Genomic DNA, 21,541 nt, shown 5'->3' on the forward strand with positions numbered 1-21,541 from the left:
GGCCCTTTTGCTGTCCCGGGGAGCGATCCCCCTGGTCCGCTCAACCGTTGAACGGGTGGCGGCGCAGGATCGTTTCTTCCCGGTCGGGACCGGTGGAGATGATGTCAATCGGGGTCTCGGTCAGCGCGGCGATGCGGTCCAGGTAGGCGCGGGCGGCGGCCGGCAGGGCCTCCAGGGTCTTGGCGCCGACGGTGCTCTCGGACCAGCCGGGCATCTCTTCGTAGATCGGCTCGCAGCGGGCGGTTTCCTCGGCGCCCACGGGCAGGATGTCCACCACCTTGCCGTCCAGCTTGTAGCCGGTGCACAGCTTGATGGTTTCGATGCCGTCGAGCACGTCCAGCTTGGTGATGCACAGGCCGGACACGCCGTTGATCTGGATGGAGCGCTTCAGCGCGGCGGCGTCGAACCAGCCGCAACGACGGGTGCGGCCGGTGACTGTGCCAAACTCACGGCCCACGGTGGACAAGTGGTGACCGACGCCGCCTTCCGGCTCCAGCGGCAGTTCGCTGGGGAAGGGGCCGCCGCCGACGCGGGTGGTGTAGGCCTTGGTGATGCCCAGCACATAGTGCAGCATGCCCGGGCCGACGCCGGCACCGGCCGCGGCCTGGCCGGCCACGCAGTTGCTGGAGGTGACGAACGGGTAGGTGCCGTGGTCCACGTCGAGCAGGGTGCCCTGGGCGCCTTCGAACAGCAGATTCTGACCAGCCTTGTGGGCGGCGTGGATCAGCACCGACACGTCGGCCGCCATGGGCAGGACACGGGGCGCCAGGGCCAGGGTGTCGTCCAGGACCTTCTGATAGTCCACCGCCTCGGCGTTGTAATAGCGGGTCAGCATGAAGTTGTGGAAGTCCATCAACTCCTTGAGCTTGTCGGCGAACTGGCCCGGGTTGAACAGGTCGAGCACCTTCAGGGCGCGGCGCGCCACCTTGTCCTCGTAGGCCGGGCCGATGCCCTTGCCGGTGGTGCCGATCTTCTTGTCGGCGCACTTGGCCGCTTCCCGAGCCAGGTCGACGGCGCGGTGGAACGGCAGGATCAGGGGACAGCCGACGCTCACCTTGAGGCGGGAGCGCACGTCGATGCCGCCCGCTTCCAGGGTGTCGATTTCCTTGAGCAGGTGCTCGATGTCGAGGACGACGCCGTTGCCGATGTAGCAGGCGACGCCTTCACGGACGATGCCCGAGGGCACCAGGTTGAGCTTGTATTCCTTGTCGCCCACCACCAGGGTGTGGCCTGCGTTGTGGCCGCCCTGAAAACGGACCACGCCGCTGGCGTTCTCGGTCAGCCAGTCGACAATCTTGCCCTTCCCTTCGTCGCCCCATTGGGTACCGACGACGACGACGTTCTTAGCCATGTACTTCAATCCTTCGAGATAGGTTCGATAATCCAGGAATCATTAACCCGGTCAATGCGCCGGTCGAAGGCCACGCCTTCCACCGCCGTTTCGCCGGGCAGGAGTTCGATCACGGTTTCCCCAGCCTGGCGGAGCGACGCCAGGGCCGCCGCCAGTGAGGCATCGTCGCCGCTATAGGGGGCGAGGATGGCGCCCGCTTGGGCCTGCACCGGAACATAACGGGCCAGTTCGCGCAGATCCAGGGAGAAACCGGTGGCGGGGCGGGCCCGGCCGAAAGCCTGGCCGGCACCATCGTAGCGGCCGCCAAGAGCCACGGCACTGGGCACCCCCGCCGTATAGACGGCGAATACCACACCATTGTGATAGTGGTAACCGCGCAAATCAGCCAGATCGAACGACAGCGGCAAACCGGGCAAGCCGTCCGCCAGAGTCTGCAGATCGGCCAAGGCCGCCTTGATGGCAGGCAACCCAGGCAGCACTTTGGCTGCTTGCGCCAGCACCTCGCGTCCACCGTAGAGATTCGGCAGGGCCAGCAGGGCCGCACCGAGATCATGAGGCAAACCCTTGGCCACTGCGGCAAGCCCCGGAACGTCCTTGCCCTGCAATAGGGAGAAGACTTCCTCGGCCTGCTCGTCCGTCAGGCCGGCAGCCTCTACCAGGGCGGTGAAGATGCCGAAGTGGCTGAGGTCGATGCGGGTTGCGGGAACACCGGCCGTCTCGAGCACCGTGGCAAGCAGACGGATAATTTCCCGGTCGGCCTCCAGGCCGGCATAACCGTACAGTTCGGCACCAAGCTGGATCGGTTCGCGGGTGCCATGCAGCGAGGCCGGCAGGGTATGCAGTACGCTGTCGCAATAACAGAGTCGCACCACCCCGTTGCGGTTGAGCAGGTGAGCATCAATGCGCGCGACCTGGGGAGTCATGTCTGCCCGAACCCCGAGGGTGCGACCTGAGAGCTGGTCCACCAGCTTGAAGGTGCGCAGCTTGAGATCCTGCCCGGAACCGGTCAGGAGCGATTCCAGGTATTCAAGCAGGGGGGGGATGACGAATTCGTAGCCGTGGACGCGGAAGACGTCAAGCAGAGTACGCCGCAGACGCTCGATACGCGCCGCTTCCGCCGGCAACGCGTCGGCGATGTATTCAGGGAGAAGCCAGTTCATCAACGAAAAATCATCAACAGCACCAGCCCCACCAGCATGGCGGTCAGACCGATGAAGCGGATCTGACCGTCGTTAAGCTGGATGAGACGGGAAAAGGTTTCTTTCCAGGCCTTGGGGGCCAGAAAGGGAAGCACGCCTTCAAGCACCAACATCAGGGCAAAGGCGAGCAGCAGGTTCTCGCTCATTTAGCGTTTTTACCCACGCTCTTCATGTACTTGAAGAAATCGGAGGTGGGGTCCACCACCAGCACGTCGCCCTTGCTCTTGAAGCTGTTGCGATAGGCGTCGAGACTGCGGTAGAAAGCGTAGAACTCGGGGTTCTGGCCGAACGCTTGGGCGTAGATCGCGGACGCCTTGGCATCGCCCTCGCCCTTGATCACCTGGGCATCACGATAGGCTTCGGCCACGATCACCTCGCGCTGCTTGTCGGCATCGGCACGGATCTTCTCGGCCTCGGCGGAACCCTGGGAGCGCAACTCGTTGGCGACCCGCTTGCGCTCGGCCTCCATGCGGCGGTACACCGATTCGGATACTTCCGCCGGCAGTTCGACGCGTTTCAGGCGCACATCGACGATCTGCACGCCGATCTTGCGTGCATCCTGGTCGGCCTTGGCCCGCATGTCTTCCATGATCTTGTCACGACCACCCGACACCACGTCGTGCACCGTGCGCTTGCCGAACTCCTCGCGCAAACCGGCGTTCACCGTCTGCGACAAGCGGGTGCGGGCCCGGGACTCGTCACCGCCGACGGAGATGTAGTAAAGCTTGGGATCGACAATCCGCCACTTGACGAAGGAGTCCACCAGCACGTTCTTCTTTTCCGAGGTGATGAAGCGCTCGGGCTCGTTGGAGTCCAAGGTCAGAATACGCCGGTCGAAGTAGCGCACGTTCTGGATGAACGGCCATTTGAACTTGATGCCCGGCTCGGTGATGATCTGTTTCACCTCACCCAATTGGAAAACCACGGCGTATTGACGCTGGTCCACCGTGAACAGGCACATGGCAAGAACGGCGAGGGCCAGGGCGGCAACGCCGCCGAGAAAGCTGAGATTTCGTTTCATAGTGTCGCCCCCTTAGCGCCCTTCCCGATCCCGGGACCGGAGGGAATCACGGTTGCGGAAATCCAGTTGCTTGTCCACCTGTGGAGGAACATCGTTGGGGATGGCAGCCGCCGGCGCACTACGGGTAACCGGTTCGGCGCCCGGGGTCGCCCCCTGGGTCGCAGCCACCGTCCCGCTGGCCTGCAACAGCTTATCGAGCGGCAGGTAGAGCAGGTTGCCCTGCCCCTTGGTATCGATCATCACCTTGCTGGTATTAGCGAAAATCTGCTGCATGGTATCCAGGTAGAGGCGCTGCCGGGTCACTTCCGGAGCCTTGGCGTACTCGGTCACCACCTGCTTGAAGCGCGATGCATCACCTTCGGATTGGGCAATCACCCGCTGCTTGTAGCCGGTGGCTTCTTCCATGAGGCGAGCGGCGGTACCCTTAGCCTTGGGAATCACGTCGTTCGCATAGGCTTGGCCTTCATTCTTCTGACGTTCCCGGTCCTGCCCAGCCTTGACGGCATCATCGAAGGCGGCCTGGACCTGCTCGGGCGGCTGGGCATTCTGCAGGGTCACCTTGGAGATCAAAACGCCGGTCTTGTAGCGGTCCAGGATGTCCTGCATCAGCTTCTGTGCTTGGGCGGCAACCTGCTCACGGCCTTCGTAGAGCACGAAGTCCATCTGGCTCTTGCCGACGATCTCACGCATGGAGGTCTCGGCAGCCTGCATCACGGCCTCGTCCGGGCCCCGGTTGTTGAACAGGTACTCGACCGGATCTTTGAGGATGTACTGCACGGCAAACTGAATGTTGATGATGTTTTCATCATCGGTGAGCATCAGCGCTTCCTTGAGCACCTTGTTCTTTTCGGTGCCACGATAGCCGATCTCGATGGTGCGCACCCCGGTGAGGTTGATCACCTCGTGGGACTCGATTGGATAAGGCAGACGCCAGCGCAAGCCGGGTTCGGTGGCTTCCTTGAAGCGGCCGAACTGCAGCACGACCCCGCGTTGGGACGCATCGACGATGTAGAAGCCGCTCGCCAGCCAGGCGAGCAGAACCAATCCGGCGATAACGCCGACGCCACCGCCGAACAGTTTGGGACTCAACTCCGGCATGCCGCCGTTGCCCCGACCACCGTCGTTACCACCGCCGCCCTTCTTTCCGAAGATACCGGAGAGCTTGCGGTTGAAATCCCGCCACACTTCTTCCAGGTCCGGCGGGCCACCCTGGGGGCGACGGCCGCCATCGTTACCCCCACGACCCCACTGGGGGTCATTGAGGGACATGAGCAGTCCGATGGTTGAAATCATAGGGTTCGTTCAGGTTGGTAGAGCGGTCAGAGGAAGGAGCCGATTCCGCCTCTCCCCCTTCATTCGGGGAAAGCGGAAGGCTCGCGACGGTTTCTGCCTGGGCTGCGCTTGCGGCCGCAAATCGAGCGGCGGCGTCACGGGTTTTATCCAGGGCAATTTCGGCCAGGGCTTCGCGCAGCAGATCAAGCCCCGCGCCAGTTCTGGCGCTGATACGAACGCGGCGGATTCTACCATATTCATCCCGCTCGACTGCCGCGGGCAAGCCGGTCAGATCCGCCTTGTTGAGCACCAGCACCTGGGGAACATCGGCTGCGCCGATTTCATTCAGGACTTTGTTAACCTCGTCGATCTGCTCGTCGCGGGCCGCCGAGGCGCTATCCACCACGTGCAGCAGCAGGTCGGCCTGGGCGGTCGCCTCCAGGGTCGCCTGGAAAGCTGCCACCAGGGAATGGGGCAGATCGCGGATGAACCCGACTGTATCGGAGACCACCACTTGCCCTACTTCCGCCAGCCATACCTTGCGCGACGTGGTATCCAGGGTAGCGAAGAGTTGGTCGGCGGCATAAACGCCTGCCTTGGTCAGGGCATTGAACAGGGTCGACTTGCCGGCGTTGGTATAGCCGACCAAGGAAACATTGAGCTGATCGCCGCGCATCCGGGCCTTGCGCTGCACCCCCCGCTGGCGGGACAGCTTGGCCAGGCGCTCCTTGAGCGCCTTGACCCGGATACCGAGCAGACGCCGGTCGGTTTCCAGCTGGGTTTCGCCCGGGCCCCGCAGGCCGATACCACCGCGCTGCCGCTCCAAGTGGGTCCAGCCTCGCACAAGCCGAGTAGACAGGTGTTCGAGCTGGGCCAATTCGACCTGCAGCTTGCCCTCCGCACTCTGGGCGCGCAGCGCGAAAATATCGAGAATCAGGCTGGTGCGATCCACCACCCGGCACTTGAGCTCCCGCTCCAGGTTGCGTTGCTGGCCCGGGGAAAGCTCGTGGTTGAATACCACTAAGTCGGCTTGGGCGGCGCGCATCACCGCACCAATCTCCTCGACCTTACCCTTGCCCGCAAACAGGGCCGGATCGGGTGCCTGGCGGCGACCGGTGACCTCGGCCACTACCTCGCCACCGGCGGATTCGATCAGGAGGCGCACCTCCTCCAGGTCTTCCTTGAGGTCGCGGCGCCCGAAGTCGAGCTGGATGACGACGGCGCGTTCGCCGGCGGAAGGACGTTCAAACATGTGTATCTCGGTTGGCGCGAAGGAGTGACGGGTATTCGACCCGATTTTTCAAGAAAAATGCCACAAGAACCCCACGCGCCGGCACCGGGCCAGACGACACGGCCGGCAGAGCCGGCCGTTGCAAACGTCGAGCCGTAACGGCTGGATCAGGAATCCTGAGCCTGGTCGTGCTGAAGATTGACCGGACGAGCGGGAACGACGGTGGAGATGGCGTGCTTGTAGACCATCTGGGTGACCGTGTTCTTGAGCAGCACCACATACTGATCGAAGGATTCGATCTGGCCCTGCAGCTTGATGCCATTGACCAAGTAGATCGAAACCGGGACGTGCTCCCGGCGCAGGGTGTTGAGGAACGGGTCTTGTAAAAGTTGCCCTTTATTGCTCATGGTCTTAGCTCCATGGGTTAGTTGTTTTAGAAATATGAGTGAAGCTTAAAGGGATTTACCGTAACCGCCAACGGAAATCCTGTAACGAAAGACGACGTCGCCGCCGCTTCCGGCCAACCAAGAGCCCCCCAAACGCCAGGCTCCCTACTTCTTGAAAGTGCTGCGTTTGCCTTCGAGACGCCGCTTCGGTACTTCATCAGCATACGGATTGCGCGTCACGTTGAACTGGATACGCAATGGCGTTCCTTGCAATTTGAACGCGTCACGATAAGTCCGTTCCAGGTAGCGCCGGTAACTGTCGGAAATATGATCCAGGGCATTACCGTGCACCACCACGATGGGCGGATTGGAGCCCCCCTGGTGCGCATAGCGGGGCTTCGGCCGGAACAGGCCGTGCCGCGGCGGTGCCTGTTTGGCCACGGCATCGATCAATACCCGGGTGAGCTGGGGCGTGGACATCTTGATCATTGCCGCCCCGTAGGCGGAGTCGATGGAATGAAGCAGATCGCCAAGCCCCTGCCCCTTCAACGCCGAAATGGTGTGAAAACGGGCAAAGTCGAGAAACTTCAGCTTGCTCAGCAGGCGGTTCTTGATCTGGTCGCGCTCGTAGGAGGACAAGCCATCCCATTTATTGATCGCCACCACTAGGGCCCGCCCGGATTCGACGATGAAGCCGGCGATATGCGCATCCTGGTCGGAAATATCGGCCTGGGCATCTAGGACCAGCACCACCACATTGGCATCCTCGATGGACTGCAGGGTTTTCACCACCGAGAATTTCTCGATGGCCTCGAATACCTTGCCCTTGCGGCGCAGACCGGCAGTATCGATCAGGGTGTACTTGCGGCCGTTGCGCTCGAAGTCGACAAAAATCGAGTCCCGGGTCGTCCCGGGCATGTCAAAGGCGATAACCCGCTCCTCACCGATGAGGGCGTTGATCAGGGTGGATTTACCGACGTTGGGGCGGCCGACGATCGCCACCCGGGGGTGACGCTCCTTTTCTTCGTCCTCGGCGGGCTCGGGATAAGGCTCCAAGGCCATTTCGACCAGCCCACGCACGCCTTCACCATGAGATGCCGAAATCGACCAGGGCTCACCCAAGCCGAGTTCATGGAAATCGGCGGTGGTCACCCCCTTGTCCATGCCCTCCGTCTTGTTGACGGCCACGAACACCGGCCGGTCGAGGCGGCGCAGCTTGTTGGCGATGTCCTTGTCGTGGGCGGTAATACCCTGGCGGCCATCGACAACGAAGATGACCACGTCCGCCTCGGCAATGGCCTGCTCGGTCTGGCGGGCCATTTCGTGCAGGATGCCATCCTTGGCCAGGGGCTCGAAGCCCCCCGTATCCACCACCAGGAAAGGCTTGCTGCCGCTCTTGCCGTGACCGTAGTGACGGTCACGGGTCAGCCCGGGTAAATCTGCCACCAGGGCATCCCGGGTCTTGGTCAGGCGATTGAACAGGGTGGATTTGCCCACGTTGGGGCGCCCCACGAGTACGACAGTCGGTTTCATTGAACATCCAGGGCGAAGACCCCGCCCTTCTGGGTTTGCACAACGAAGCCTGCGCCCTGGGCCACCAGGGGAGCAGTCACGGGACTGCCATCGGTGGCGGTGCGGCCGATAAAGCTGCCGTTGTCGCGATTAAGAACGTGCACATAGCCCTGGACATCCGCCGCCACCACGACACCACGACGGATCACCGGTGCCGAGACGCCGCGCAGGGACAGCTTGTCCTGTTTCCAGACAGAAGATCCGCTGTAGCGATCGAGGGCATGGATGCCGCCCTTTTCGTCCACCGCGTAAACCTGGCGATTGTCCATGGCCAGGCCCACAGTGGAGGAGAAATCCCGAGCCCACAGGGAATTGCCGTTCTGCAGGTCGAAGCAGGCGATCCGCCCCTGGAAGGCCACGGCGCAGATCTGATTGCCCTCCAGTACCGGCGGCGCCACCACATCGGCAATCCGGTCCAGTTCGGTGGTGCCCTTGGGCAGGGCGACGGCTCCTTCCCACAGGGCTGCGCCGTTGTTGCTGGCGACGGCTACCAGTTTTCCGCCGGGAAAGCCGGAGAACACGTAGCGGTCGGCAATCAGCACCGGCGACGTCGAGCGCAGCGCCAGGGGCGGCGTTTGCCGCTGATAGGTCCACTTCTTACGCCCGTCGGCCGGATCGAAGGCGAACAAGCGATAATCGCTACCCTTCACCACGATCAGGTCGCTGCTCACGGCGGGAGGGGCCAGCACTTCGCTGCCGGCCTTGGCCCGCCAGAGCACCTTGCCATCGACGGCGGACAGGGCGATCACATCGCCCTTGGCGGTAGCCACGACGACCAGCTTGCCGTCGCTTCCCACCCCGGCGGAGAGCTTTTGATCCACATCGCTTTTCCACACGCGCTTGCCGCCTTCGAAGGCGGCGACCACGCCGTTGCGGCCGGCGGCGAATACGCGCTCCCCGGCTACGGCGGGAACGAACGAGTAGCCCTCGGCCTTGCCGACCGAGTCGGACCACAGGGTCTTGACATCAACACTGGGCTTGAGGGCCGGCAGATCGGCCATCTTGACCTTGTCCTTGCTGGAAAACGGATTGATCGCATCCAGCGTGGAGCACCCCGCCAGGCCGGCCAATGCAACGGCCAGCGTCAGGGTACGAACGGGAAATCGGTAATGACGGCGCATCAGGCACCCCCGAGAGCGTCGAGCTTTTGCTGCAGCAATTCTTTGTAGGGACCGGCGGATTGGGCAGCCACGGCGCTGCCTTCGCCCGCCTTGTCGGCATTCAGCTTGCTCAGGGCTTCCTGATAGGACGTGCGGGCATCAGCGGCCTTGCCTTGAGCAAACAGCACGTCACCCTTCAATTCGGCAAAGCGGGCGGCAAAGCCCTCTTCCGGCGCAGTCTGGAGCACCTTCAGCGCTTCGTCGTACGCCTTGTCGTCGAGCAGGACCGCCGCCAGGTGCAGGCGAGCCACATCGCGCAACTCGTTGCTGCCATGCTCGGTGGCCCAGGTCAGCTGGGCGCGGGCAGACTTGAGGTCACCCGCATCGAACAGCACCTTGCCGGCCATCAGCGCCCCCATCGGGGCATAGCTGGTGCCGCTGTACTTTTCGACCAATTCCCCGGCCGCCACCTTGACCCGGGCGCTGTCCTTGGCTTCGGCCGCCTGGGTCAGAACACCGTAGATGGCCGAGGCTTCGCCGGTTTTCTTGTTCTGGTAACCCTGCCAGCCGTAGTAGCCCCCCACGCCGATAGCGGCCACCACGATGGCGCCGGTGATCAGGTTGCCGTACTGCTTCCAGAACGCCTTGGCGCTGGCGATCTGCTCTTGTTCTTCGAGGTCGTAGACTGCCATGTCACTCTTCCCAATCCATAAGGGTGTTCATGATGGTGTCGGCCAGATCCTCGGCTTTCACCCGTTGTTGTTCTGCCCGCTCGGCAGGGTCCAAACCATCGCTGCGCAATGGTTTCAAACTGACTTCTCCGGCCGCAGCCTCGTCGTCGCCGATAATCACGGCGAAGGCGGCACGACTGGCATCGGCCCGCTTCATCTGAGCCTTGAAACTGCCCCCACCGCAATGCAGCTGGGTGCGGATGCCCACGTCGCGCAACTGCTCGGCGACGCGGAAGGCCAGACGGGTGGCCTCCTCCCCCTGGTGCACCACGTACACCTCCACCCCTTCCGGAGCCGGGACGCCACCGGCGTCCTCGATCAAGGCGATCAGCCGCTCCACGCCCATGGCGAAGCCGCAGGCCGGGGTCGGCTTGCCGCCCAGTTGGGCGACCAGACCGTCGTAGCGGCCGCCAGCGCAGACCGTGCCCTGGGCGCCGAGACGATCGGTAACCCATTCGAACACGGTCAGATTGTAGTAGTCGAGCCCGCGCACCAGACGGGGATTGATTTCGAAGGGAATGCCAGCGTCGCGCAGCACCTGCTGCACGCCTTCAAAGTGGGCCAGGGATTCGGCACCGAGGAAGTCGATCAGCTTCGGTGCATTGGCACACAGCTCCTGCATCGCCGGATTCTTGGTATCCAAGATACGCAGGGGGTTGGTGTGCAGCCGGCGCTGGGCATCTTCGTCGAGCAACTCGGCATTGGCCTCGAAGTAGGCAATCAGGGCGGCCCGGTGCTGGGCCCGCTCGTCCGGCTGGCCCAGGCTGTTCAATTGCAGGCGGATGCCGTCCAGCCCCAGGTCGTCCCACAGGCGGGCGCCCATCAGGATCAGTTCCGCATCCACGTCCGGGCCGGCGAAGCCGATGGTCTCCACCCCCACCTGATGGAACTGGCGATAACGCCCCTTCTGGGGCCGCTCGTGGCGGAACATGGGGCCAAAGTAATAGAGCCGCTGGGGAATCTGGTTGGCGATGCCGTGTTCGATCACGGCACGCACGCAGCCGGCGGTGCCCTCGGGGCGAAGGGTCAGCAAGTCGCCGTTGAGGCTGTCCTCGAAGGAATACATTTCCTTCTCGACGATGTCCGTGACCTCGCCGATGGCCCGCTTGAACAGCGGGGTCGGCTCGACGATGGGCATGCGGATCGGCCGGTAGCCGTAGCCCTTCAGCCAGGAGCGAACGGTTTCTTCGAAGACTTCCCAGAATTCAGCGGCGTCCGGCAGGATGTCGTTCATCCCCTTGACGGCCTGGAGCGCTTTTTGTGCGGGTTTGCTCATGCGTTGCTTTTGTTAGACGTGTGTAGCGGGGTTGATCTTGCGCTGGTAGGTGCGAGCCACGTAGCGGTCGATGATGGCCTTGAACTCGCCGACGATGTTGTCGCCGCGCAGGGTCACGGTCTTGGCGCCATCCTCGAATACCGGGGCGGCCGGCGCCTCGCCGGTGCCGGGCAGGGAGATGCCGATGTTGGCGTGCTTGGATTCGCCCGGGCCGTTGACCACGCAGCCCATCACCGCCAGGGTCATGTTCTCGACCCCGTCGTACTCGGCCCGCCAAGCGGGCATCTGGGCGCGGACGTAGCCCTGCACCTCAGCGGCCAGTTCCTGGAAGAAGGTGCTGGTGGTGCGACCGCAGCCCGGGCAGGCGGCAACCATCGGGGTAAAGGCGCGCAGCCCCATGGACTGGAGAATTTCCTGGGCGACGATCACTTCCTGAGCGCGGCTACCGCCGGGTTCCGGAGTAAGCGAAACACGGATGGTATCGCCAATGCCGCCCTGGAGCAGGATGGCCAGGGCGGCCGTAGAGGCGACAATGCCCTTGCTGCCCATGCCGGCCTCGGTAAGGCCCAGGTGCAGCGGGTAGTCGCACTTGCTCGATAGATCCTTGTAGACAGCAATCAGGTCCTGGACGCTGGATACCTTGCAGGAGAGCACGATGCGATCGCCGGGCAGACCGAGTTCCTCAGCCTTGGCAGCGGACTCCAGTGCCGAGGTCACCAGGGCCTCGCGCATCACCTCAATGGCATCCTTGGGCTGGGGCCGGCTGGCGTTCTCATCCATCACGCGGGCGAGCAGATCCTGGTCCAGACTGCCCCAGTTCACGCCGATGCGGATCGGCTTGCCGTACTGGACGGCGAAACCGACCATCTGGGCAAATTGTTCGTCGCGCTTCTTGCCGTGGCCAACGTTGCCCGGGTTGATGCGGTACTTGGCCAGCAGTCGGGCGCACTCCGGGTAATCGGCGAGCAGGCGGTGGCCGTTGTAGTGGAAGTCACCGATGATCGGCACGTCCAGCCCCAGGCGCTCCAGGTGCTCGACGATCTTGGGCACGGCGGCAGCGGCTTCCGGGGTATTAACGGTGATACGCACCATCTCCGAACCAGCCCGGGCCAACTCGGCGATCTGCAGGGCGGTTGCCAGGTAGTCGGCGGTATCGGTGTTGGTCATGGACTGCACCACTACCGGGGCATCGCCCCCCAGGACAACCCGGCCGATGGTGACCTGGCGGGTTTTCTTGCGCATGACGGGACTCACGGAACTCACGACACTCACGTTGCGACAACCTTACTGAAGGGTAATCCGGGCCACATCGCTGACCTCGTTAGGCGCCAGAGCCACCGGCTTGCCGTTGTAGAACACCTTAACGTTACTGGCGTTGCCCACCACCAAGACAAACGGCGGCGTACCCGCCACTTCCTTCTGGCTGCCGGCCGGCTGGAGCTGGGAAAGCAGGGTCTGGCCAGTTTTGTCCTTGATCTCGACCCAGGAGGACTTGGAGAACTCAAAGCGCAGCTTGCCCTGGCCCGGCGGCGTGATGGTTCCTTGTGCAGCGGGAGCCGGTGCGGCAGCCACCGTCGCAGGTGCCACAACAGGGGTGGGAGTGGTGGCAGAAGCCACAGCGGGGGCAGGTTTCTCGGCCGCAGGCGCCGGTACAGGCACTGCGGCAGCAACTGCAGCTGCCGCAACCGGCGCCGCTGCTTGTTCCGCCGGTTGCGCTGCCGGTGCAGACTGGCCGCTGCCCTCAGGCGCAGCGGCTTCGGCGGCCGCGGCCGCAGCAACCTGCTCAGCGGCATCCGTTGCGGCCTCGCTCTCGGCAGCCTTCTCGTCAGCAACCGGCTCAGCCGGCTGGCTGGCAAAGAGTGGCTCGACGGTGGTTTCCCAGAAATTCTCGGGCAACAGGAAATAGATCCCCAGGGCAACGGCCACCATACCGGCCGCGCCGAACACGGCGACCAGGTCGCGGCGCTTGGCGTAACCTGGGCGCGGCAATTCACCGGAGGCGGTTCGCGCCAGTTCGATATTTACCGGCTCGGGCGCCAGGTTGGCTTCGAGATGGGCCAGCAGCATGTCGCCATCAAGGTGGAGCAGGCGGGCATAGTTGCGCAGAAACCCTCGGGCGAAGGTCTGGCCGGGCAGGCGTTGCCAATCGTCCGCTTCAATCGCCTCCACCTGCCGCTGGCTCAGCTTGAGCAGACTGGCCACTTCGGCAATCGACAGGCCCCGCTCTTCCCGAGCAGCCCGTAAATACTGGCCGACCGTGTGCTGTGGCTCGGTCGAAGCGGCAGCCGGTGCAGGTGAGGCCGCCAGGGCGCCATCCGAGGTGAAGGTCTGCTCGCTCATCGTCCGTTTCCTTTCAGCATTTCCTGGGTTTCCGGAGCGTCGGGGAAGCGGCGGCGAAGCTGGGTGGCATAGCTAAGTTCGGCACTGCGATCGCCTAGGGCACGCTCAATGCGCACCCCGAGCCAAAGCGTTTGGGGACCGGGGTCTTGAAGTCGATTCATATCCATGAGCAATTGACGAGCCTGGGTTGCCTCGCCGCGTTTCAAACGCAGGTTGGCCAGTTCGAACATGGCCGTAGGGTTGTTCGGGCTCAGGCGTAGGGAACGTTCTACATACTGTAGGGCCAGGGCGTCATCCCCCATGCGGGCCGCGCACTGGCCGGCGTTGAGATAGGCACGCTCCGGCGTTGGATAGAGCGGGTTTTTTATCGCCGTCAGAAAGTATTGCAGGGATTGGCGCACCCGACCGGTCTGGCAGAGGAAGTAGCCGTAGTTGTTGTTGATCTCGGGATCGTTTCCGGCCAGGGACAGGGCACGCTGGAAGCTGCTTTCGGCATCCCCGGTTTCGCCCAGGTAAAGGTGGACCAGCCCCTTCATGTTGTAGGCGGAGGCGTAATTCGAATCGGCGTCCAGGGCCTGGCGCAGTTCGTCCAGGGCCACCGCCATGTTGCCTTCACTGTAATAGAGCGATGCCAGCTCCGTGTGCAGCTTGGCCCGTTTGGGGCCATCGGCTTTGACCGGAGGTTGGTTGCTGGCATCCTGCGCCATCGGCTGGGCTGCCGGAGCTCGCGGCGTCGAACTGCACGCCGTCAGCCCGGTGGTCAGGGCCAAAGCCAGGCTCAGAGTCGCCACCGGGATGGGGCGAAAACGGAAGAACGGGGTCATCCACGAATCTCCGTGATGGGAATGATCGGAGCGGTACCACCGGCTTCGGCGGCGGCCTTGGCCGCCAATTGGGCCGTGCGCTTGGTTTTGTCCTTGACCTGACCCGCCAGTTGGCCACAGGCGGCATCGATGTCGTCGCCGCGGGTCTTGCGCGTGGTGGTGACGATGCCGGCCTGGATGAGGATCTCGGCGAAGCGGCGGATGCGCGGTGCAGGCGACTTGCGGAACGGCGATCCCGGGAAGGGATTGAACGGGATCAGATTAAATTTGCAGGGCACATCCCGGGTTAGCGCGACCAGTTCGCGGGCATGGGCCTCGGAGTCGTTGACCCCGTCGAGCATCACGTACTCGAAAGTGACGAAGTCACGAGGCGCTTTTTCCAGGTAGCGGTTGCACGCCGCCATCAGCTCGGCCAGGGGATATTTCTGGTTGATCGGCACCAGCTCGTCGCGCAGGGCGTTGTTGGGCGCGTGCAGGGACACGGCCAGGGCCACCGGGCATTCATCGCGCAGCCTGTCCATGGCCGGCACCAGGCCGGAGGTGGAAACGGTGACACGGCGGCGCGACAGGCCGTAGGCGTTGTCATCGAGCATCAGGCGCAGGGCCGCCACCGTGTTGTCGAAGTTGGCCAGGGGTTCGCCCATGCCCATCATCACCACGTTGCTGATGATGCGCTCGCCCTTGGGATCGGCGCCGAGCAGGCGGTTGGCCTGCCACAACTGGCCGATGATCTCGGAAACGTCGAGGTTGCGGTTGAAGCCCTGCTTGCCGGTGGAGCAGAAGGCACAATCCAGGGCGCAGCCCGCCTGGGTGGAGATGCACAAGGTGCCCCGGTCGTCCTCGGGGATGAACACCGACTCCACCGCGTTGTGGTTGCCCACATCGAGCAACAGCTTGCGCGTGCCGTCCTCCGACAATTTGTCGGATACCACGGCCGGCGCCTTCACGACCGCCTCTGCCTGGAGCATGCTGCGCAGGCTCTTGGCGATGTCGGTCATGGCATCGAAATCGCTCTGCCCGAACCGGTGGATCCAGCGCAGCACTTGTTTGGCGCGAAAGGGCTTCTCACCCCGGGCGGCAAACCAGGCGGTCATGGCATCGGCGTCGAAATCGAGCAGGTTTTGCATAACTGAAATTCGCTACATCCAAAAAACACTTCGGGCGCCTTCCAACGGTGCCGCCAGGGCACCGCCGGAATGCGCCCGCGTCAGCTCCTTAGCGGGAGTAGACGTTCATACCGGGGAAGAAGAAAGCCACTTCCACGGCGGCGGTTTCGGGGGCATCGGAACCGTGCACGGCGTTGGCGTCGATGGACTCGGCGAAGTCGGCGCGGATGGTGCCCGGGGCAGCCTTCTTCGGGTCGGTAGCGCCCATCAGGTCGCGGTTCTTGGCGATGGCGCCTTCACCTTCCAGCACCTGGATCATCACCGGGCCGGAAATCATGAAGGAAACCAGATCCTTGAAGAAGGGGCGCTCTTTGTGCACAGCGTAGAACTGGCCGGCTTCCACTTCAGACAGGTGAACCATCTTGGAAGCGATGATCTTGAGCCCCGCATCTTCAAAACGCTGATAGATCTTGCCGATCACGTTCTTGGCGACGGCATCCGGTTTGATGATGGACAGGGTACGTTCGATGGCCATGGGAAAGCTCCAGAGTCGATTGGTGAGTGAAACGCTTGATTTTATCAGGTTTTCCCACCAGAACTAAGCCTGCGGCCCAGTACAAAAGTGCAACGCCCCGTGTGGGCCGGCCGGAGCGGGGATTAGCCCGAGCGGACTATTGAGACTATGCCATCCGTATGCCAAAACGGGGATTAGATCCCCGCTGCACGGAGGTTCCCTCATGAAAAAGCCCCTTGCCGCCCTGGCGGCGACTCTCGCACTTCTGGCCGGAGGGCAGGCAGGCGCAGCCGTCCCCTCCCCCGATGGCGCGCACTGGACCGTTCCGGCAGGTGAAACCCTGATCTCGGCCCCTAGCCTGGGTTTCGGCAAGTGGAGCATCGGCCTCGAAGGCGGTCTGGCCGCCTATACGGACGATGCGCTCATGTCGGTGGGAATCTTTGGCAGCCGCTCCCTGTTGTTCACCAACAAGAGCCCTCTAGGATCGATCGTCGTCAACAACACCTCCCTGACCGAATCGCTGCGCTTCTGGCTACATGTGGTCAACACCGGCCAGACCTACTCCGATCTGGGCCACAACGCCAAATGGACGCAGATCGGCCCCTCTTCCTTCCGTCTGTACTGGGAGGACCTGAACCTGCGGCATTCGGACAAGGACTACAACGACCTGGTGATGAATATCAGCGCCGTTCCCGAGCCGGAAACCTACGCCATGATGCTCGCCGGCATCGGCATCCTCGGCGCCATCGGGCGCCGACGCCGCCGGGATGCCTGACGCCTCCTTCACCCCGGACCTCGCCGAGCGCTGGGTTTTTCAATAAAAAAAACGCGCGCCGGTTGCCCGGGCGCGCGCCAACTCAACGCAAACTGTTTTTGCTTTCTGCGGCGAGGAGCCGTTAGGAAATCATCCCCAAGGTCCGCGGCAGCCACAGGGAAATCCAGGGCACGTAGGTCACCAGGGCCAGGAACACCAGCATGGTGAGCAGCCACGGCCAGACGGCCACAGTGAGCTCGGTAATCCCCATCTTGGTGATGCCGGAGGCCACGTACAGGTTGAGACCCACCGGCGGGTGGCACATGCCCACTTCCATGTTCACCGTGATCAGGATGCCCAGGTGGATCGGGTCGATGCCCAGCTTCATCGCCACCGGGAACAGGATCGGCGCCATGATCAGCACGATCGAGGACGGCTCCATCACGTTACCGGCCAGCAGCAGCAGCACGTTGACCGCCAGCAGGAAGGTGATCTGGCCCAGGCCCTTGTCGAGCAGCCACTCGGCGAGGAATTGCGGGATGTTCTCGTTGGTCATGATGAACGAGAACAGCACGGCGTTGGTGATGATGTAGAGCAGCATCGCCGACATGTTGGCCGAGTCCATCAGGACTTTCGGCACCTTCTTCAGCGGCATGTCGCGATAGACGAACACGGCGACGAAGAAGGCATACACAGCGGCCATGGCGGCAGCTTCGGTGGGGGTGAAGATACCGGTGTAGATACCGCCCATCACCACCACGATCAGCAGCAGCCCCCAGATGGAATCACGCAGGGCCTTGCCACGCTGGCCCCAGGTGGCCTTGGGCATGCGCGGGTAGCCGTTCTTCCACGCCCGGTACCAGGTGGTGGCACCGAGGAAAGTAGCCAGCATCAGGCCCGGCACCACACCGGCCATGAACAGGGCACCCACCGAAGTATTGGTGGCCACCGAGTACATCACCATGACGATGGACGGGGGAATCAGGATGCCCAGGGCACCGGAGGTGGTGATCACGCCCGCGCCGAAACGGTTGGGGAAGCCCTGCTTGACCATGGCCGGCAGCAGGATCGAACCGATCGCCACCACGGTCGCCGGGGACGAGCCGGACACAGCGGCGAACAGGGCGCAGGCCAACACGCCAGCCATGCCCAAACCACCATGCCAGTGGCCGACCATGGACGTGGCGAAGTTGATCATCCGCCGCGCCACCCCACCGTGGGTGAGGAAGTTACCCGCCAGGATGAAGAACGGGATCGCCATGATCTCGAACTTCTCGATACCGGTGAACAACTTCAGGGCCACCGACTCGATGGGCACCTGGGTCATGGTGAACAGGAAGGTCAGTACGGTCAGACCCAGGGAAATGGAGATCGGCATGCCCGTCAGCATCAGGGCGAGCAGCAGACCGAAAATGATGGCGGCGTTCATTACTTGTCGCCCTCCTTCGTGTTATGCGGATGGCGCTTGGCCCATTCCTTGTCCGACAAACCGGCGTGGCCGTGTTCGCGCTCTTCGCCGAGTTCGAAAGCTTCGCCCACCAGCACCGGGCTGTCGCCCAACTCTTCTTCCAGGCCTTCAACGTGGCCATGGTCGTGGTGGGGCAGCTCGCCGGTCTTCCAGAAGGTGACGAGCACCTGCAGGAAGCGGTAGCACATCAGGCTGGAGCCAAGGGGAATGGCGGAGTAGACGATCCAGGTCGGCCATTCCAGGTCGGGCGTAGTCGGGCCTTCCGGCACGTCGCCCACATCCAGGCCGAGGAAAGTAAAGATGGCGTGGTGCGCGCCGTTTTCCCAGACGAAGGTCCCGCCCAGGGTGCCCACCACCCCGGTAAACAGGGCGCCGGCCGCCAGACCGAACATGACGAAGCGGCCACGGTTCTTTTCCGAGAGCTTGTTGATCAGCACGTCGACGCCGACGTGGATGCCGGTACGCACCCCGTAAGCGGCGCCAAACTTGGCCATCCACACGAACATGATGATGCACAGCTCCTGAGCCCAACCGAAGTTGAGGGACAGCAGCCAGTCCTGCACCACGGGAATGTCATAGCCGGAGGCATAGCGGTGCATCACCGAGACAAAAATGATGAGGGTCGCAGCCCCCATCAGGAAGGTGATGATCAGCTCTTCCAGATGGTTAAGTAACTTATTCATGAGCACACTCCTCCCGACGGGCAACGACCTACGTTGGGCCATTGCGACAGGAGATAACCGGATCGGTGATTTATGTCAGACCCGCGCCCGGGACGAGCGTCCCGGGCAACGAGCCTGAAGCGATTGCGACTCTGTTGGGGGCCGGCGAGCGGCCCGAGTTGCCGCTTAGTTGGCGGTGAAGCCGGTTTCCTTGTAGACCGCTTCGATCACGTCCTTGCCGATCCGGCCTTCCATCTTGTGGTGCACCGGGGTCAGGGCCTTCTTGAAGGCATCACGCTCGGCCTTGGTCGGGACATAGACCTGGGTCTTGCCGGACTTCTTCACGCCTTCCAGGGCCTGGTCGTTCTCTTCCTTGGCGATCTTGTTGGCGTACTGGGTGGATTCCTTCATCGCGGTTTCCAGCTGGCCGCGCACGTCGGCGGGCAGGCCGTCCCAGAACTTCTTGTTCACGATCACCGCGTAACCCAGGTAGCCATGCTCGGTCAGGGTCAGATGCTTCTGCACTTCATGCATCTTCTGGGTGTAGAGGTTGGAGATCGGGTTCTCGGTACCGTCAACCACGCCGGTCTGCAGGGCCTGGTACACCTCGGAGAAGGCCATCACCTGGGGCAGGGCACCCAGGGCACGCATCTGCTCTTCCAGAACCTTGGAAGACTGGATGCGCATCTTCTTGCCGCGCAGGTCGGCCGGGGTCTTGATCGGAGTATTGGCGGAGAAGGACTTGAAGCCGTTGTCCCAGAACGCCAGGCCCTTGATGCCCTTGGGCTCGAGCTTGGAGAACAGCTGCTGGCCGACGGGGCCGTAGGTCACCTTATGCAGCTCTTCGTAGTTGTCGAAGATGTAGGGCAGATCGAAGAGTTCGAATTCCTTCACGCCGATCGGACCGAACTTGGCCAGGGACGGGGCCAGCATCTGGACGGCGCCCAGCTGCAGGGCTTCCATTTCTTCCTTGTCCTTGTACAGCTGGCTGTTGGCGTAGACCTCGACCTTCACCTTGCCCTTGGTCAGCTCATTGGCGCGCTTAGCGAAGAACTCGGCAGCCTTGCCCTTGGGGGTATCGGTCGCCACCACGTGGCTGAACTTGATGACGATGGGGGTCTGGGCCACGGCCGCCAGGGGCAGCGCACAGATCATCAGACCGGTCAGCAGTTTGGAAATTTTCATCTTCTCTCCTCCAGAAATAGTTTCTTCATGCGGAATCAACTCCAGCGCGCGGAGTATTCCGCAAAGCAAAGGCGGGGTTCTACTGTGGATATCCACATATCACCCCGCCTTTTACCGCTACGACCACAGAATCAGGCGCTCTGGCGCGGCCTCATCAACGCCGGCTCGGCCTCGGCCAGCTCTTCGGCATCCATTTGCGCCACGTCCTCGGGGTCGATGCTCATGTCACCATCGAGCACCCGCTGCATGCGCTTCTTGTCGAGAGCGTTCTCCCAGCGGGAAACCACCACGGTGGCCACGCCGTTGCCGATCAGGTTGGTGATGGCCCGGGCTTCGGACATGAAGCGGTCCACGCCGAGCAGCAGGGCCAGCCCTTCCACCGGCAGTTTGCCGCCCAGGGTGGCCAGGGTCGCCGCCAGGGTGATGAAGCCGCCGCCGGTGACCGCTGCAGCCCCCTTGGAGGTAAGCAGCAGCACCGCCAGGATGGTCAGCTCTTCCCACAGGGTCAGATCCACGTTGGTGGCCTGGGCAATGAAGATCGCTGCCATGGTCAGGTAGATCGAGGTGCCGTCCAGGTTGAACGAGTAGCCGGTGGGAATCACCATGCCGACCACCGGCTTGCGGCAGCCCAGGTTTTCCATCTTGGTCATCATGCGCGGCAGGGCCGACTCTGACGACGAGGTGCCGAGCACGATGAGGATTTCCTCGCGGATGTACTTGAGGAATTTCCACAGGCTGAAGCCGTTGTAGCGGGCGATGGCGCCGAGGACGACGAAGACGAACAGGAAACAGGTGATGTACACGTTGGCCATCAGGAAGCCCAGCTGCTTGAGCGACCCGATGCCGTACTTGCCCACGGTGAAGGCCATGGCACCGAAGGCGCCGATGGGGGCGAAGTGCATGATCATGCCGATGGCACCGAACAGGGTCTGGGACAGCTGGTCGAGCACCTTGACCAGGGGTTCGACCCGGTTGCCGAGGCGGGACAGGGCCAGGCCGAACAGCACCGAGAAGAGCAGCACCTGGAGGATTTCACCCTTGGCGAAGGCATCGACCACCGTGTTCGGGATGATGTTCATCAGGAACTCGGTGGTGCTCTGGTGCTTGGCGGCCTCTGCGTAGGCGGCGATGCCCTTGGTGTCCAAGTGGGCCGGATCCACGTTCATGCCGGCCCCCGGCTTGAGCACATTGACCACCACCAAACCGATGGCCAGCGCCACCGTGGTCACCACTTCGAAGTACACCAGGGCCTTCAGGCCGACCCGGCCCACTTCCTTCATGTCGCCCATCTTGGCGATGCCCACCACCACCGTGGTGAAGATGATCGGGGCGATCATCATCTTGATCAGCTTGATGAAGCCATCCCCCAGGGGTTTCATCGCCGCCCCGGTATCGGGATAGGCGGAACCGAGGAAAACGCCGATGGCGATGGCGACCAGCACCTGGAAATACAGGCGCTTGTAAAAGGGCTTGGGCTTGGATTCGGGAACCACGATGACCTCCCGCACTGACTGGATGACGAAACGCCACCGCTTCCCTACTCCTCGCC

At 62.9% G+C, this 21,541-nt stretch carries 21 protein-coding genes; 1 reads left to right on the forward strand and 20 read right to left on the reverse strand.

Annotated elements, in window-relative coordinates:
* Nucleotides 1–40 precede the first annotated feature (40 nt).
* The 16 genes from OTERR_RS09555 to ndk form a co-directional block, all read right to left on the reverse strand.
* Nucleotides 41–1,351 carry an adenylosuccinate synthase gene (locus tag OTERR_RS09555; RefSeq protein ID WP_149425614.1) on the reverse strand — a complete coding sequence of 437 codons (1,311 nt, stop codon included), beginning with the start codon at nt 1,349–1,351 and terminating at the stop codon, nt 41–43.
* A 5-nt stretch (nt 1,352–1,356) separates the two neighbouring features.
* Entirely contained in the window at nt 1,357–2,511 is a 1,155-nt protein-coding gene (locus OTERR_RS09560) for an ATP phosphoribosyltransferase regulatory subunit (protein ID WP_149425615.1), read from the reverse strand.
* Nucleotides 2,511–2,696 (reverse strand): DUF2065 domain-containing protein, encoded by a 186-nt coding sequence (locus OTERR_RS09565; RefSeq protein WP_054621096.1) that lies wholly within the window; start codon nt 2,694–2,696, stop codon nt 2,511–2,513. The genes OTERR_RS09560 and OTERR_RS09565 overlap by 1 nt, the downstream gene beginning before the upstream one ends.
* The gene (gene hflC / locus OTERR_RS09570) at nt 2,693–3,571 is read right to left on the reverse strand and encodes a protease modulator HflC (RefSeq protein ID WP_149425616.1); all 879 of its coding nucleotides are present in this window, start codon (nt 3,569–3,571) and stop codon (nt 2,693–2,695) included. The genes OTERR_RS09565 and hflC overlap by 4 nt, the downstream gene beginning before the upstream one ends.
* A 12-nt stretch (nt 3,572–3,583) precedes the next feature.
* Nucleotides 3,584–4,840, reverse strand: coding sequence for an FtsH protease activity modulator HflK (hflK, locus tag OTERR_RS09575; RefSeq protein ID WP_149425617.1), 1,257 nt, complete (start codon nt 4,838–4,840; stop codon nt 3,584–3,586).
* Nucleotides 4,827–6,095 carry a GTPase HflX gene (gene hflX, locus OTERR_RS09580; protein WP_082396877.1) on the reverse strand — a complete coding sequence of 423 codons (1,269 nt, stop codon included), beginning with the start codon at nt 6,093–6,095 and terminating at the stop codon, nt 4,827–4,829. The genes hflK and hflX overlap by 14 nt, the downstream gene beginning before the upstream one ends.
* Before the next feature lie 146 nt (nt 6,096–6,241).
* On the reverse strand, nt 6,242–6,481 hold the full coding sequence (gene hfq, locus OTERR_RS09585) for an RNA chaperone Hfq (RefSeq protein WP_054621093.1): 240 nt from the start codon (nt 6,479–6,481) through the stop codon (nt 6,242–6,244).
* 144 nt (nt 6,482–6,625) lie between these two features.
* Nucleotides 6,626–7,993: a ribosome biogenesis GTPase Der gene (gene der / locus OTERR_RS09590; RefSeq protein ID WP_149425618.1), complete on the reverse strand. Its 1,368-nt coding sequence runs from the start codon at nt 7,991–7,993 to the stop codon at nt 6,626–6,628.
* Nucleotides 7,990–9,153: an outer membrane protein assembly factor BamB gene (gene bamB / locus OTERR_RS09595; RefSeq protein ID WP_149425619.1), complete on the reverse strand. Its 1,164-nt coding sequence runs from the start codon at nt 9,151–9,153 to the stop codon at nt 7,990–7,992. Before bamB ends, der begins: the two co-directional genes overlap by 4 nt.
* The gene (locus tag OTERR_RS09600) at nt 9,153–9,824 is read right to left on the reverse strand and encodes a YfgM family protein (RefSeq protein ID WP_149425620.1); all 672 of its coding nucleotides are present in this window, start codon (nt 9,822–9,824) and stop codon (nt 9,153–9,155) included. The genes bamB and OTERR_RS09600 overlap by 1 nt, the downstream gene beginning before the upstream one ends.
* A 1-nt stretch (nt 9,825) precedes the next feature.
* Nucleotides 9,826–11,139 (reverse strand): histidine--tRNA ligase, encoded by a 1,314-nt coding sequence (hisS, locus tag OTERR_RS09605; RefSeq protein ID WP_082396875.1) that lies wholly within the window; start codon nt 11,137–11,139, stop codon nt 9,826–9,828.
* A 12-nt stretch (nt 11,140–11,151) separates the two neighbouring features.
* Nucleotides 11,152–12,381 (reverse strand): flavodoxin-dependent (E)-4-hydroxy-3-methylbut-2-enyl-diphosphate synthase, encoded by a 1,230-nt coding sequence (ispG, locus tag OTERR_RS09610; RefSeq protein ID WP_054621088.1) that lies wholly within the window; start codon nt 12,379–12,381, stop codon nt 11,152–11,154.
* A gap of 42 nt (nt 12,382–12,423) precedes the next feature.
* Nucleotides 12,424–13,479, reverse strand: coding sequence for a helix-turn-helix domain-containing protein (locus OTERR_RS09615; RefSeq protein WP_149425621.1), 1,056 nt, complete (start codon nt 13,477–13,479; stop codon nt 12,424–12,426).
* Entirely contained in the window at nt 13,476–14,249 is a 774-nt protein-coding gene (gene pilW / locus OTERR_RS09620) for a type IV pilus biogenesis/stability protein PilW (RefSeq protein WP_246154104.1), read from the reverse strand. Before pilW ends, OTERR_RS09615 begins: the two co-directional genes overlap by 4 nt.
* Before the next feature lie 50 nt (nt 14,250–14,299).
* Entirely contained in the window at nt 14,300–15,430 is a 1,131-nt protein-coding gene (rlmN, locus tag OTERR_RS09625; RefSeq protein WP_054621086.1) for a dual-specificity RNA methyltransferase RlmN, read from the reverse strand.
* Between the two features lie 88 nt (nt 15,431–15,518).
* Entirely contained in the window at nt 15,519–15,944 is a 426-nt protein-coding gene (gene ndk / locus OTERR_RS09630) for a nucleoside-diphosphate kinase (RefSeq protein ID WP_054621085.1), read from the reverse strand.
* A gap of 694 nt (nt 15,945–16,638) precedes the next feature.
* Here ndk and OTERR_RS16725 point away from each other — a divergent pair.
* A complete protein-coding gene (locus tag OTERR_RS16725; RefSeq protein WP_425466035.1) occupies nt 16,639–16,698 on the forward strand; it encodes a hypothetical protein in 60 nt (19 codons plus the stop codon).
* A gap of 121 nt (nt 16,699–16,819) precedes the next feature.
* Here OTERR_RS16725 and OTERR_RS09640 read toward each other — a convergent pair whose 3' ends face one another.
* The 4 genes from OTERR_RS09640 to OTERR_RS09655 form a co-directional block, all read right to left on the reverse strand.
* Nucleotides 16,820–18,106, reverse strand: a complete 1,287-nt coding sequence (locus tag OTERR_RS09640) for a TRAP transporter large permease (protein WP_149425623.1) — start codon at nt 18,104–18,106, stop codon at nt 16,820–16,822.
* Nucleotides 18,106–18,828, reverse strand: coding sequence for a TRAP transporter small permease (locus OTERR_RS09645; RefSeq protein ID WP_054621082.1), 723 nt, complete (start codon nt 18,826–18,828; stop codon nt 18,106–18,108). Before OTERR_RS09645 ends, OTERR_RS09640 begins: the two co-directional genes overlap by 1 nt.
* A 165-nt stretch (nt 18,829–18,993) precedes the next feature.
* On the reverse strand, nt 18,994–19,992 hold the full coding sequence (locus tag OTERR_RS09650) for a TRAP transporter substrate-binding protein (RefSeq protein WP_054621081.1): 999 nt from the start codon (nt 19,990–19,992) through the stop codon (nt 18,994–18,996).
* A gap of 131 nt (nt 19,993–20,123) precedes the next feature.
* Complete coding sequence (locus OTERR_RS09655; RefSeq protein WP_054621106.1) at nt 20,124–21,485, reverse strand: dicarboxylate/amino acid:cation symporter; 1,362 nt, start codon at nt 21,483–21,485, stop codon at nt 20,124–20,126.
* Nucleotides 21,486–21,541 lie beyond the last annotated feature (56 nt).

The organism is Oryzomicrobium terrae (genome assembly GCF_008274805.1).
In the GTDB taxonomy this organism is placed as follows: domain Bacteria; phylum Pseudomonadota; class Gammaproteobacteria; order Burkholderiales; family Rhodocyclaceae; genus Oryzomicrobium; species Oryzomicrobium terrae.

Bases quoted from the DNA above. Each gene is read 5' to 3' on its own strand.
- OTERR_RS09555 (WP_149425614.1), bottom strand. From the start codon at position 1,351: ATGGCTAAGAACGTCGTCGTCGTCGGTACCCAATGGGGCGACGAAGGG.
- OTERR_RS09560 (WP_149425615.1), bottom strand. From the start codon at position 2,511: ATGAACTGGCTTCTCCCTGAATACATCGCCGACGCGTTGCCGGCGGAA.
- OTERR_RS09565 (WP_054621096.1), bottom strand. From the start codon at position 2,696: ATGAGCGAGAACCTGCTGCTCGCCTTTGCCCTGATGTTGGTGCTTGAA.
- hflC (WP_149425616.1), bottom strand. From the start codon at position 3,571: ATGAAACGAAATCTCAGCTTTCTCGGCGGCGTTGCCGCCCTGGCCCTC.
- hflK (WP_149425617.1), bottom strand. From the start codon at position 4,840: ATGTCCCTCAATGACCCCCAGTGGGGTCGTGGGGGTAACGATGGCGGC.
- hflX (WP_082396877.1), bottom strand. From the start codon at position 6,095: ATGTTTGAACGTCCTTCCGCCGGCGAACGCGCCGTCGTCATCCAGCTC.
- hfq (WP_054621093.1), bottom strand. From the start codon at position 6,481: ATGAGCAATAAAGGGCAACTTTTACAAGACCCGTTCCTCAACACCCTG.
- der (WP_149425618.1), bottom strand. From the start codon at position 7,993: ATGAAACCGACTGTCGTACTCGTGGGGCGCCCCAACGTGGGCAAATCC.
- bamB (WP_149425619.1), bottom strand. From the start codon at position 9,153: ATGCGCCGTCATTACCGATTTCCCGTTCGTACCCTGACGCTGGCCGTT.
- OTERR_RS09600 (WP_149425620.1), bottom strand. From the start codon at position 9,824: ATGGCAGTCTACGACCTCGAAGAACAAGAGCAGATCGCCAGCGCCAAG.
- hisS (WP_082396875.1), bottom strand. From the start codon at position 11,139: ATGAGCAAACCCGCACAAAAAGCGCTCCAGGCCGTCAAGGGGATGAAC.
- ispG (WP_054621088.1), bottom strand. From the start codon at position 12,381: ATGCGCAAGAAAACCCGCCAGGTCACCATCGGCCGGGTTGTCCTGGGG.
- OTERR_RS09615 (WP_149425621.1), bottom strand. From the start codon at position 13,479: ATGAGCGAGCAGACCTTCACCTCGGATGGCGCCCTGGCGGCCTCACCT.
- rlmN (WP_054621086.1), bottom strand. From the start codon at position 15,430: ATGCAAAACCTGCTCGATTTCGACGCCGATGCCATGACCGCCTGGTTT.
- ndk (WP_054621085.1), bottom strand. From the start codon at position 15,944: ATGGCCATCGAACGTACCCTGTCCATCATCAAACCGGATGCCGTCGCC.
- OTERR_RS09640 (WP_149425623.1), bottom strand. From the start codon at position 18,106: ATGAACGCCGCCATCATTTTCGGTCTGCTGCTCGCCCTGATGCTGACG.
- OTERR_RS09645 (WP_054621082.1), bottom strand. From the start codon at position 18,828: ATGAATAAGTTACTTAACCATCTGGAAGAGCTGATCATCACCTTCCTG.
- OTERR_RS09650 (WP_054621081.1), bottom strand. From the start codon at position 19,992: ATGAAAATTTCCAAACTGCTGACCGGTCTGATGATCTGTGCGCTGCCC.